Raw genomic sequence first — 11,725 nt, forward strand, 5'->3', positions numbered from 1 at the left:
CTCCACAGACGACGGAAAACCAGGATTGCGCGCCTGCATCGTCCCGTAAAGCCGCTGCCCTGTATCAAAGTGTAATCGCCCGCCGCCTTGACGCGCCCGTCCCGCGCCGCTAACCCGCGCCCGCACCGGGTGCCCCATAATTCTGTCGGGCGCCCAATCGATCCTACCGGCATGTCGAGTCCCGTCGAAGGGCATGGCCGGTCCGCGCGGCGGGCGGAGATCTGTATCCATGGCAAATGTAACCGTGATCGGCGCCCAATGGGGTGACGAGGGCAAGGGCAAGATCGTCGACTGGCTGTCGGAGCGCGCCGATGTCGTCGCCCGTTTCCAGGGCGGCCATAATGCGGGCCACACGCTCGTCGTTGGCGAGAAAGTCTATAAACTCTCGCTGCTGCCATCGGGCATCGTGCGCGGCACGCTGTCGGTCATCGGCAATGGCGTGGTGCTGGACCCCTGGCATTTCCGCGATGAAGTCGCCAAACTGACCGGGCAGGGCGTGTCGATCACGCCCGACAATCTCCAGATTGCCGAAACCTGCCCGCTGATCCTGCCCTTCCACCGTGATCTCGACGGGTTGCGCGAGGATGCGAGCGGTGCTGGCAAGATCGGCACCACCCGGCGCGGCATTGGCCCGGCCTATGAGGACAAGGTCGGCCGCCGCGCCATCCGCGTGTGTGACCTCGCCCATCTCGACGATCTCGGCCCGCAGCTGGATCGCCTGACCGCCCATCATGACGCGCTGCGCGCCGGTTTTGGCGAACCGCCGATCGACCGCGCCGCGCTGATGGCGGAACTGACGCAAATCGCCGACTTCATCCTGCCCTTCGTCAAGCCGGTCTGGCTCACCCTCAACAAGGCGAAGGCGGCGGGCAAGCGTATATTGTTCGAGGGCGCGCAGGGCACGCTGCTCGACATCGATCATGGCACCTATCCCTTCGTCACCTCCTCCAACACCGTGGCGGGTACGGCGGCCAGCGGCACCGGCCTTGGCCCCAATGCGGCAGGCTTCGTGCTGGGCATCGTCAAGGCCTATACCACCCGCGTCGGCTCCGGCCCGTTCCCCACCGAACTGGAGGACGCCACCGGCCAGCGGCTGGGCGAACGCGGCCATGAATTTGGCACCGTCACCGGGCGCAAGCGCCGCTGCGGCTGGTTCGACGCGGTGCTGGTGCGCCAGTCGATCGCAGTATCGGGTGTGACCGGCATCGCGCTGACCAAGCTCGACGTGCTGGACGGGTTCGACACGCTCAATATCTGCGTCGGCTACAAGATTGGCGACCAGACCTACGACTATCTGCCCGCCCATGCGCAGGATCAGGCCAAGGCCCAGCCCATCTACGAAACGATCGAAGGCTGGCACGACACCACCGCCGGCGCGCGCAGCTGGGCGGACCTTCCAGCGCAGGCGATCAAATATATCCGCCGGATCGAGGAACTGATCGGCTGCCCGGTCACGCTCGTATCCACCAGCCCAGAGCGCGAGGATACCATCCTGGTGCGCGATCCGTTCGCGGATTAAGGGCGATGGCCGAGAAATTCGAACGGCATAGGCAGCCCTGGACTCAGGACGAAATCCAGAAGCTGCACCTGCTGGCGAAAAAAGGCATGGGCCTTAAGGCCATCGCCAAGGCGCTGACCCGGACCGAGGAATCGACCAAGGCCCGCGCCAAGGAAGATGGTCTGAACATCGCCAAGCTGCGGTGAACTGTTGCAAATCGTCGCAAGCTTTCATTGATTTGTAGGAAATTTCCCACTACATCGACAGCAATCGAACCCGCCAGGCCTCTATCCGCAAGGATATGCACACTTGGCGGGTCTTTTTTTTCTGGCATATGTGAGACGGATGACCCGTTTCTTCGCAAAGCCCTCCCTGACCATTGATCAGCAAATCGCGCATTTGAAGATGCAAGGTATGACGGTGTCTGATGCAGCGTTGGCGCGTCACTGGCTCCAGCATGTCAGCTACTATCGGCTAAGTGCCTATTGGCTGCCGTTCGAACATCCCAAGGGACAGGCCGGCCCGCGTTTTCAAACCGGGACGTCGTTCAACCTCGTCACGGAATTATATGAGTTTGATCGACAACTGCGGCTCCTGGTGCTTGACGCGATCGAACGGATCGAAGTCGCGGTAAGAGGTGCGTGGGCTTATGCATTGGCCCATCAGGGAGGGTCGCATGAATATTTGAACGCCGCTCTATACAGCGATCGCGGCAAATTTCATGACAATCTGGCCCGTCTGGTTCGCGAGGTCGGGACTTCGCCTGAAACCTACATGGCGCATTACCGTGAAAATTACGATGATCCAGCTATGCCGCCCGTCTGGATGGTGGCCGAACTCATGTCGTTCGGGCAAATCTCGCGCTGGTATTCACTATTGTCCGACAGGGCTTTGCGGAACAACATTGCTGCGCCTTTAGGCCTGCCTGAAGTCATTATGGTGCCTCTGCTCAAACATTTGTCGATCATTCGTAACAGTTGCGCTCATCATGCACGTCTCTGGAATCGCGGTTTTCTGCTGCGGATGCGTGTGCCACAGAAACCCGCCAAACTGGCCGCATCGCTCGTTCCTCATAGCGGCGGCCCGGCACACCTCTACAACGCATTGACGCTGATACATTATATGCTGGATCGGGCGTCGCCGACTTCACTATGGAAAGCCAGGCTGATTACCCTGCTCGATACGCACCCACTCAATGACTTATCGGCCATGGGTTTCCCCGCAGACTGGCGCACACGACCATTGTGGCAGTAAACTGGCAGCTTGTTGCTTATCATATCCCGCTATCCTCCTCACCCGCCGCGATCACTGTCGCCGCGACCAGATCGCCGGTCACGTTAAGCGCGGTGCGGCACATATCGAGCAGCCGGTCGACGCCGAGCACCAGCCCGATCCCTTCAGGGGGGATGCCGACCATGCCCAATATCATCGCCACCACGGGCAGCGATCCCGCCGGCACGCCCGCCGTGCCAATGCCGCCCAAAATGCACATCATCATCACCATGACCTGCTGCGCGATGCTGAGGTCAATGCTGAAAAACTGGGCGAGGAAGATCACCGTGATCCCCTCGAACATCGCCGTGCCATTCTGGTTGGCGGTCGCGCCGATGGTCAGGACGAAGCGGGCGATGCGGCGGGGCAGGCGCAACTCCTCTTCCGCCACGCGCAACGCGGTCGGCAGGGTGGCGTTGGAGGATGCGGTGGCAAAGGCCATGACGGTGGCCTCCTGCACGGCGGCAAAGAAGCGCCAAGGCGATCGTCTGCCGATGAAGGCGATCAGCAGCGAATAGACGCCGAACATCTGGATCGCCAGCGCCAGCAGCACCACGCCAACATAGGCGGACAGGCGAATGAGCAAGTCCCAGCCGAAATGCGCGGCCAGGTTGAACATGAAGCAGGCGATGGCGATCGGGGCCAGGCGGATCACCAGCCCCATCAGCCGCATCGTCACCGCCAGCAACCCCTCCATCGCGCTCAGCAGCAATTGGGTCTGCGGCGTGCGCACCAGCATCAGCCCGATGCCGAAGAACAGGGCAAAGACCATCACCGCCAATATGTCGTTACCCGCCATGGCCGCGACGATATTGTCGGGGACGATCGCGATGAAGGCGGCCATCCCCTGCGGCGCGTCACTGCCCCGGTTCAGTATCGCCTGCGCGCCCGGTCCTGCCTCGCTCAGCATTGCCCGCGCCATCGCCGGGTCGATGCCCGCGCCCGGCCGCAACAGATCGACCACCAGCAGGCTGACGGCCACTGCAATCGCCGACACGACCAGCGTATAGACTAATGTGCGCAGCCCCACGCGGCGCAGGGCGCGGATTTCGCCCATCTCGGCAATGCCGACGATCAAAGCCGACACCAGCAACGGGATGACCAGCATGAATAATAGGCGCAGGAAAATCTGGCCGATCGGTCCTGTAACATAGGTGGTGACATGATCGACCCAGCGCGCGTCGGGCGCGGTCATATAGACGGTCAGGCCGACCACCAGCCCGATGACGAACCCGGCCAGCATCTGCCACTGGAGCGATGCCGCCGCGGTTCTTGTGCCGGTTTCAGCGCTTGGTTCGGGGCTCGTGCCGGTCAATCGCCTGTCCTTATATTACCGTAGCTGTCCAACGGCCCGACCGGGCTGCAAGTTGCACTAAAGGCCAGTCATTTCGCTATAGCATCGAGGGAGCTTTTGCGCGCCTCTTGCGTTAGCGCGGTCCTGTCCTTTGGAGACCAGCATGATCGTCGATCCCGTCCCCAGTTTACGCCGCATGGCGACAGAAGTGTGGAAGCCGCTGACCATCCTGTTCGTGTGGGACTGTGCCGTCACGATCACTTATTATGTGCTGCCGTTCAAGGCGCCCGAACTGCCGCTGACCATCTTCGGCACCGCGCTGGCGCTGTTCCTGGGGTTCCGGTCCAATTCGGCCTATCAGCGCTGGTGGGAGGGACGCACCCTTTGGGGGGCGATGATCAACGCCTCGCGCAGCCTGGCGCGCGCGACCCGCAATTTCCTGCCAGACCCGGAAGGGCGCGATTTGAAGCGGGAGATAATTCGGCGCCAGATCGCCTATGTGAACGCACTGCGCTGCCAGTTGCGCCGCCTGCCGATCGATGACGATGTCACCCGATTTCTGGAGGAAAAGGATAAGGGGCTGGCGCTGGCCCGCACCAACGCGGCCAACGGCCTGCTCGACAGCACCGGGCGGCGCATCGACATCGCCCGGCGCTCAGGGTGGATCGACACGATCCAACAGACCCAGATGGAGGCGGTGCTGGTCGACATCGCCAATGCGCAGGGCGGGATGGAGCGGCTCAAAAATACGCCGCTACCGGTGCAATATCGCTATCTGCCGACTATCTTCACCCATCTCTTCTGCCTCTTCCTGCCGATCGGGCTGGTCGAGACACTGGGGCTGGCGACGCCGCTGGGGTCCACCGTTGCAGGCCTCATGTTCCTGGCGGTGCTGCGGATCGGCGACGATCTGGTCGATCCCTTTGCCAACAGCGTGCATGACGTATCGCTCAACGCCATGTGTCGCACGATCGAGATCGACCTGCTCCAGTCCATCGGCGACCCCGCACCGGAGCCGCTCAAGCCCGTGCGCGGGGTGTTGTGGTGAGGGCTTAAACCCTCTCCCTTGAGGGAGAGGGTGTGGAGACTTGGCAGCTTGCTGCCTAGTCGTAGCTGGGAGAGGGTGTGCTGAGCCAACGCAAGCCAGCCGCCTCTGCGTCGAACCCCCTCTTCCAAGTCCGCCTAAGCGACTGCGTCGCCAAGGCTTCCTATCCTTCTCCCCAGCGGGGAGAAGGGGATTAATTCCCCTTCCGGTCGTCATCCACCATGTCGGGGGCCAGCTCCAGCCCGGCGCGGCCATGCGCGACGGTATGCGCCGGTGCTTTGGGATGGGGGACGTCGATCGGCTCCTCGACCTCCAGCATCCCTTCCCATTTGGTGATGACCGATGTGGCGATGGCATTGCCCAGCACGTTGGTGGCGGTGCGGCCCATGTCCATGAAATGATCGACCGCCAGGATGAAGGCGACCCCCTCGACCGGCAGGTCGAACTGGCCCAGCGTGGCCGCGACCACGACGAGGCTGGCGCGCGGCACAGCGGCGATGCCCTTGCTGGTCACCATCAGCACCAGCAGGATCGTGATCTGGGTCGCAATCGGCAGGTCGATGCCATAGGCCTGCGCAATGAAGATGGTCGCGAAGGTCGAATACATCATCGACCCGTCCAGGTTGAAGCTGTAGCCCAAGGGCAGCACGAAGCTGTAGATGCGGCGCGGCACGCCGAAGCGGTCCAGCTGTTCCAGCATCTTGGGATAGGCGGCTTCGGATGAGGCGGTCGAGAAGGCGATCAATATCGGTTCGCGGACATAGCGGATCAGCGTGAACATCCGCTTGCCGAGGAATATCGATCCCGCCGCGAACAGCAGCAGCCACAGTGCGCCCAGCGCAATATAGAATTCACCGATCAGCTCACCAAAGGTGACCAGCACGCCCAGCCCTTCGGTTGTCACCACCGACGCCAGCGCGCCGAACACCGCGAAGGGGGCGACGCGCATGACATAGCCGGTCACCTGCAACATCAGCTCGACCATCGATTCGATGACGGTGACGACCGGCTTGCCCTTTTCGCCGATCGCGGTCAGCGCGACGCCGACGAACAGCGAGAATACGACGATCTGGAGGATCGAATTGTCCGCCATCGCGCCGACCATGGAGGTCGGAAAGACGTGGAGGATGAAGTCGCGGAAATTGAGCGCTTCGGTATTCACGCCCGATTCCGCGCCCGACCGGACCAGGTTCAGCCCTTCGCCCGGCGCAAAGAAATTGACGAAGATCAGGCCCAAGGTCAGCGAAATCAGGCTGGCGATGACGAACCAGGCCAGCGCGCGCCCGCCGATCCGCCCCAGCGCGGCGCTGTCCCCCATATGCGCGATACCCGCGACCAGCGTGGAGAATACCAGCGGCGCGATGATCATCTTGATCAGGTGGAGAAATATGTCGGCCAGCAGGTGGAAATAGCCAGCCACATCCTTGGCCAGCGTCTTGTCGCTGCCAACCCACAGATTGGCTGCGAAGCCTACAATCACCCCCAGGACCATGCCGGTGAGAATGAAGGCCGTCAGTCTGTTACGCATCCGTGTCCCTCTAGGCCGCAGGAGCCAAGGCTCCGCGCTTCTTTTACGTCTGTCAGGCCGACACCTAACAGGCCCATGGGCCACCGGCAATCGGCGCGCGCCAAGCTGCATCAGGATAGACGAACAAGGCCCGCCTTTCCGCGCCTCGCTTCATCCGAAATGGTGGCGTCAGAAGCGTTTAGGGGTAGAGCAGACCTTCGCTCCAGCTATCGCCCGCGCGGGTGAACAGCCGCCGCTCATGCAGGCGATGCTCGCGATCCTGCCAGAATTCGATCCGCTTCGGCGTGACGCAAAAGCCCGACCAGTGCGGCGGGCGTGGCACCGGCCCACCCTCGAACCGCGCCCGTTCAGCCTCATACCGGTCCATGAATGTCTGGCGGTCGGGCAGGGGGCGGGACTGGTCGGATGCCCTGGCACCCAGCTGGCTGTCGCGGCTGCGGGTCGCGAAATAGGCGTCGGCGGTCGCATCATCGACCGGGCCGACCGGGCCTTCCACCCTGATCTGCCGCCGTGCCGATTTCCAGTGGAACAGCAAGGCCGCATGGGGATTGGCCAGCAGCTCGCCCGCCTTGCGCCCCTCAAAATTGGTGTAAAAGACAAAGCCGTCCGGGCCGTGCCCTTTCAGCAGCACCATCCGCACCGACGGATGGCCGTCGGCATCGGCTGTGGCGAGCGCCATGGCGTTGCTGTCGTTGATTTCACTCTCGCGCGCCTGGGCGTACCAGTCGTCGAACAGGGCAAAGGGATCGGTCATGCCCGGTCTTTAGGGGCGGGACGCGGCCCTGTCGATACGGGCTGACCGAAGGGGAGGGGGTGCCGGCGCGACACCCCCTCCCATCCTCAGAAGCGGAAACCCAGACCCGCCGACCAGCTGGTATAGTCGCCAGCCTTGATCAGGTTGAAGTTCAGCCGGATGAGGTCGCGGGCGTTGCGCGCCGATTCTTCGCGGCCCCTGATGCCCAGCGACAGGGTCATTTCGTGGAATGTGTTATAATAGAGCTTGTCGCCGGTATAGTTGGTCAGCGCATAGCTGGCCCGCACCGATGTATTGCGCCCGAACCCGCGGAATTTGAGCGGCAGGTCATAGGCCAGCCCGTTGCGGAATGCCCAGTTCTTAAGGCCCGGATTGACGTTATAGCCGGTAAATCCGGTGCTCATCGTCGATGTGTAGCCGATCATATTGCCGATGATCAGCCGACCCCGGCCCAGTCCGTCCAGCACATAGCGGCTGGCCACCGTGGTGGAGATCATATGGCCGAGCGAACCCAGCTGGTCCGACCCGGTAATGCCATAGCCGATCCGCGGTTCGAGCGACCAGCGCTGCGCGATCAGCGGAAATTCGACGCCGACGCCGAACTGGGCGGTCGCGGCGCGCGCGCCGTTCACTTCGGAATAGCTGACCGGCAGGTCGAATTTCAGCAGGGCGCGGCCGCCTTCGCTCAGGCGGAAGCTGCGCGCGATCCGGCCGTCCACGCGCATGAAGTCATAGCGACCGCCATCCGATGAACCGCCGCTATAATTGGCGCCGACGATCCACGGGTCGCCCGCCGTGTTGGTGCCGCCATTGGCCGCCTGTTCGATCGCCGAATCGCCCGACGACAGGTCCAGGCTGGAGCGGATCAGGCCGCTCTGCACCGAATTGGGGTTGCCCGCGAGCGGATCGACCGGCGAATAGCGCGCCAGTGATTTGAGCAGCAGGCGCACGAGCCGTTCGGCTTCGGCGCTGTCGACTTCGTCCAGATAGTCGTTGAACAGGTCGTAGGAGGACTGGCGCGTCACCCCGTTAAAGCGGTTCTGGTAGGTTTCGCCTTCCGCATCGAGCGCAGGGATAGAGATGCGGAATACCGAGCTGTTGGCATCATAAAAGCCGTAGATTGGCAGGCCGCGAAAATCGATGACGCCGCTGACCGGCAACAGATCATTATATTGCGCGCCGTACCGTTCGCGCAGGCGCTGCGGATTCAGGAAATCCTGGCCGTCATTGGCGATGTCCAGGCCATAGCTGTCGGTCAGTGTGCCACCGCCCGCCAGACCCAGCGTCACGCCGATGCGGAACAGGCTTTCCAACTGGTCGAGCTGCTCCGGCGTTGGCGGCGGCGGACCGACCTGCGCTTGCGCGGTGGTCGCGATCGGGCCGAGCATCGACAGGGCGGCCACGGCACCCCATGCAAATTTCTGAAACATGATATAACCCCCAAAATACGCGCATTCCCCACGCGCGACAGGCGGCGGCTAGCAATCGGCGGGACGGGGCGCATACCCCAACAGGGTTATGGCGGGCTTGGCACGCATCCATTGCTTGAATGTCGCGCGATCCTCCGCCACATAGTCGCCAAGTGATGCTTTTTCGCAACAGGTAAGATGATGGCCGATCCCTATTCCACATTGGGCGTCGCGCGCGGCGCGACCGACGCGGAGATCAAGTCCGCCTATCGCAAGCTGGCCAAAGAATTGCACCCCGACAAAAACCGGGACAATCCGAAGGCTGCGGAGAAATTTTCCGCCGCGACCAACGCCTATGACCTGCTGTCCGACAAGGACAAGCGCGCCCGGTTCGACCGGGGTGAAATTGACGCTGATGGCAATCCGACCGCGCCCTTCGGTTTTGGCGGCGGTGGTGGTGGCGGCTTTCGCGGCCAGCCGGGCGGCTTTGAAACGGGCGGCGCTGATTTCGGCGATATTTTTGAGGGATTGTTCGGCGGCGCGGGGCGGCGCGCGGGCGGCGGCTTTGGCCGTCAGGCACCGTTACCCAGGGGCGCCAACGTCGCATATCGGCTGGCGGTGCAATTTGCCGACGCGGCCATATTGGCGCCGCAGCGGATTACCCTGCAGGATGGCAAGACCATCGACCTGAAACTGCCAGCGGGGGTCGAAAACGGCACGCAGATGCGCCTGTCGGGCAAAGGGCAGCAGGGACCGGGCGGCGCGGGCGACGCGATCGTCACGATCGACCTGCGGCCGCACCCCTTCTTCACCCGCGACGGCGACAATGTGCGGCTCGACCTGCCGATCACGCTGGACGAAGCAGTCAGGGGCGGCAAGGTCAAGGTGCCGACTGTCGATGGCCCGGTGATGCTGGGCGTGCCCGCAGGCACGGCGTCGGGCAAGACGCTGCGGTTGCGCGGCAAGGGCTTTACCGGCAAGGACGGCACGCGCGGCGACCAGCTCGTTACCCTGATGGTCGACGTTCCCGCCGATGACCCGGCGATCCAGGCGCTGGTGGAAAATTGGCAGGACCGGCGGGCGGTGCGCGCCCATCTGGGCGTCTAGGGCGTTATCGGGCGAATGCCCATGCCTTCGCCCCTGTCGCCTGAATCCCGTCGCCACCGGATGGCGGGTCATATCCACCGCCACATCAACCGCGTCCGCCCCGGATCGCACCCATTCGAGATTTTCAAGCGGGTCGCGGTCGGCACCTATAGCGACGGGTTCATCCATGCCGGGAACCTCGCCTATCTCTCGCTGATGACGCTGTTCCCCTTCTTCATCGTCGCGGCGGCGGTGGCCAGCATCTTTGGCCGGACGCAGGATGGGGTGCAGGCGGTCAACGCCTTCCTGACCACCGTGCCGAGCGGCGTCGCCGATGTCGTGCGCCAGCCGATCAACGATGTGCTGGCCGCCCGCTCCGGCCCCTTGCTGTGGCTGGGCGCGCTGGTCGGCCTGTGGACCGTGGGCAGTCTCATTGAAACGATCCGCGACATTCTCCGCCGCGCTTACGGCACCAAAAGCACCAAGCCCTTCTGGCGCTACCGGCTGGGCGCGGTGGGCATCACGCTCGTCAGCGTGGTCGCGGTGATGTTCGCCTTCTCGTTGCAGGTCGTGATCACCGGCATCGACCAGTTTCTGCAACAGATATTGCCCTGGGCCGACGATGCGATCGCGCTGGTGGCGTCGGCCAGGCTAGTGCCGATGGGTATCGTCTGCGTCGCGCTCTGGTCCTTGTTCGTGTCGCTGACGCCGACCCTGTACAAGGATCGCCGCTTTCCCAAATGGCCTGGTGCGGTCGCCACATCGCTCTGGTGGTATGCAACGACCTTGCTGCTGCCGCCCACCCTGTCGCTGCTGGGCGGATATGACCGCACCTATGGCAGTCTGGCGGGCGTCATGATCACGCTCATTTTTTTCTTCCTAGTCGGGCTTGGCGTGGTAATTGGCGCGGAACTGAATGCGGCGCTGGCGGAATTTCCCGAAGAGGAAGAGGCCGCAGAGCCGGACACCCAAGGGAATGGAACGACGATATGAACGGCTTGATGGCAGGAAAGCGTGGCCTCATCATGGGCCTGGCCAATGACAAGTCGCTGGCCTGGGGCATTGCGAAAGCGCTGCATGAACAGGGCGCGGAACTGGCTTTCTCCTATCAGGGCGACGCGCTGGCCAAGCGGGTCCGGCCGCTTGCCGAACAGGTTGGATCAGACTTTCTGATCGACTGCGACGTTACCGACATGGACAAGTTGGACGCCGCCTTTGCGGAGATTGAGGCGCGCTGGGGCGGGCTGGATTTCGTGGTTCATGCGATCGGCTTTTCCGACAAGAATGAGCTGCGCGGCCTCTATGTCGACACCAGCCTGGAAAATTTCCTGCTGACCATGAACGTGTCTGCTTACAGTTTCGTGGCAGTCACCCGCCGCGCGCGCGCGCTGATGCCCAATGGCGGCAGCATCCTGACGCTGAGCTATTATGGCGCGGAAAAGGTCATCCCCCATTATAACGTGATGGGCGTGGCCAAGGCGGCGCTGGAAACCAGCGTCAAATATCTGGCGATGGACCTTGGCCCGGAAAATATCCGTGTCAACGCCATCTCCGCCGGGCCGATCAAGACGCTGGCCGCCAGCGGCATCGGCGATTTCCGTTACATTCTCAAATGGAACGAGCTGAATTCACCCCTGCGCCGCAACGTGACGATCGAGGATGTCGGCGGCGCAGGCCTCTATCTTCTGTCCGATCTGGCCAGTGGCGTGACCGGCGAAATCCATCATGTCGATGCCGGCTATAACGTCATCGGCATGAAGGCCGAGGACGCCCCGGACATCGCGCTGGATAAATAACTTTGACAGAGAGTTTCGCAGATTATTTATCTGTAGAAGCGCT

11 protein-coding genes are annotated in these 11,725 nt (G+C 62.8%); 7 read left to right on the plus strand and 4 right to left on the minus strand.

The genetic code is table 11. The features are described from left to right. Positions 1 to 229: 229 nt before the first annotated feature. From ACODSR_RS07770 to ACODSR_RS07780, 3 genes are all read left to right on the plus strand, one after another. Entirely contained in the window at positions 230 to 1,519 is a 1,290-nt protein-coding gene (locus ACODSR_RS07770) for an adenylosuccinate synthase (protein ID WP_489075268.1), read from the plus strand. Positions 1,520 to 1,524: 5 nt separating this feature from the next. Further along, positions 1,525 to 1,704 (plus strand): hypothetical protein, encoded by a 180-nt coding sequence (locus tag ACODSR_RS07775; protein ID WP_017181657.1) that lies wholly within the window; start codon positions 1,525 to 1,527, stop codon positions 1,702 to 1,704. Positions 1,705 to 1,807: 103 nt separating this feature from the next. Next, on the plus strand, positions 1,808 to 2,752 hold the full coding sequence (locus ACODSR_RS07780; protein ID WP_489075270.1) for an Abi family protein: 945 nt from the start codon (positions 1,808 to 1,810) through the stop codon (positions 2,750 to 2,752). A 19-nt stretch (positions 2,753 to 2,771) separates the two neighbouring features. Here ACODSR_RS07780 and ACODSR_RS07785 read toward each other — a convergent pair whose 3' ends face one another. Next, positions 2,772 to 4,085 (minus strand): dicarboxylate/amino acid:cation symporter, encoded by a 1,314-nt coding sequence (locus ACODSR_RS07785; RefSeq protein ID WP_489075272.1) that lies wholly within the window; start codon positions 4,083 to 4,085, stop codon positions 2,772 to 2,774. Between the two features lie 142 nt (positions 4,086 to 4,227). Between ACODSR_RS07785 and ACODSR_RS07790 the strand changes: the two genes are divergently transcribed. After that, positions 4,228 to 5,112, plus strand: coding sequence for a bestrophin family protein (locus ACODSR_RS07790; protein WP_489075274.1), 885 nt, complete (start codon positions 4,228 to 4,230; stop codon positions 5,110 to 5,112). A 190-nt stretch (positions 5,113 to 5,302) separates the two neighbouring features. Here ACODSR_RS07790 and ACODSR_RS07795 read toward each other — a convergent pair whose 3' ends face one another. From ACODSR_RS07795 to ACODSR_RS07805, 3 genes are all read right to left on the minus strand, one after another. Beyond that, entirely contained in the window at positions 5,303 to 6,637 is a 1,335-nt protein-coding gene (locus ACODSR_RS07795; protein WP_489075276.1) for a dicarboxylate/amino acid:cation symporter, read from the minus strand. A 178-nt stretch (positions 6,638 to 6,815) separates the two neighbouring features. Continuing rightward, positions 6,816 to 7,391, minus strand: coding sequence for a pyridoxamine 5'-phosphate oxidase (gene pdxH, locus ACODSR_RS07800; protein ID WP_489075278.1), 576 nt, complete (start codon positions 7,389 to 7,391; stop codon positions 6,816 to 6,818). Between the two features lie 86 nt (positions 7,392 to 7,477). After that, a complete protein-coding gene (locus tag ACODSR_RS07805) occupies positions 7,478 to 8,821 on the minus strand; it encodes a hypothetical protein (protein ID WP_489075280.1) in 1,344 nt (447 codons plus the stop codon). 180 nt (positions 8,822 to 9,001) lie between these two features. Between ACODSR_RS07805 and ACODSR_RS07810 the strand changes: the two genes are divergently transcribed. The 3 genes from ACODSR_RS07810 to fabI are packed head-to-tail and all read left to right on the plus strand — an operon-like array spanning position 9,002 to position 11,682. After that, on the plus strand, positions 9,002 to 9,907 hold the full coding sequence (locus ACODSR_RS07810; RefSeq protein WP_489075434.1) for a DnaJ C-terminal domain-containing protein: 906 nt from the start codon (positions 9,002 to 9,004) through the stop codon (positions 9,905 to 9,907). Positions 9,908 to 9,922: 15 nt separating this feature from the next. After that, positions 9,923 to 10,879 carry a YihY/virulence factor BrkB family protein gene (locus ACODSR_RS07815; RefSeq protein WP_489075282.1) on the plus strand — a complete coding sequence of 319 codons (957 nt, stop codon included), beginning with the start codon at positions 9,923 to 9,925 and terminating at the stop codon, positions 10,877 to 10,879. Beyond that, positions 10,876 to 11,682, plus strand: a complete 807-nt coding sequence (fabI, locus tag ACODSR_RS07820) for an enoyl-ACP reductase FabI (protein WP_217674137.1) — start codon at positions 10,876 to 10,878, stop codon at positions 11,680 to 11,682. The genes ACODSR_RS07815 and fabI overlap by 4 nt, the downstream gene beginning before the upstream one ends. Positions 11,683 to 11,725: the final 43 nt, after the last annotated feature.

This window comes from Sphingobium sp. FG125 (assembly GCF_057809795.1).

What these genes read in the sequence shown, in the direction of transcription:
- ACODSR_RS07770 (WP_489075268.1), top strand. Translation starts at nt 230, where the DNA reads ATGGCAAATGTAACCGTGATCGGCGCCCAATGGGGTGACGAGGGCAAG.
- ACODSR_RS07775 (WP_017181657.1), top strand. Translation starts at nt 1,525, where the DNA reads ATGGCCGAGAAATTCGAACGGCATAGGCAGCCCTGGACTCAGGACGAA.
- ACODSR_RS07790 (WP_489075274.1), top strand. Translation starts at nt 4,228, where the DNA reads ATGATCGTCGATCCCGTCCCCAGTTTACGCCGCATGGCGACAGAAGTG.
- ACODSR_RS07795 (WP_489075276.1), bottom strand. Translation starts at nt 6,637, where the DNA reads ATGCGTAACAGACTGACGGCCTTCATTCTCACCGGCATGGTCCTGGGG.
- pdxH (WP_489075278.1), bottom strand. Translation starts at nt 7,391, where the DNA reads ATGACCGATCCCTTTGCCCTGTTCGACGACTGGTACGCCCAGGCGCGC.
- ACODSR_RS07805 (WP_489075280.1), bottom strand. Translation starts at nt 8,821, where the DNA reads ATGTTTCAGAAATTTGCATGGGGTGCCGTGGCCGCCCTGTCGATGCTC.
- ACODSR_RS07810 (WP_489075434.1), top strand. Translation starts at nt 9,002, where the DNA reads ATGGCCGATCCCTATTCCACATTGGGCGTCGCGCGCGGCGCGACCGAC.
- ACODSR_RS07815 (WP_489075282.1), top strand. Translation starts at nt 9,923, where the DNA reads ATGCCCATGCCTTCGCCCCTGTCGCCTGAATCCCGTCGCCACCGGATG.
- fabI (WP_217674137.1), top strand. Translation starts at nt 10,876, where the DNA reads ATGAACGGCTTGATGGCAGGAAAGCGTGGCCTCATCATGGGCCTGGCC.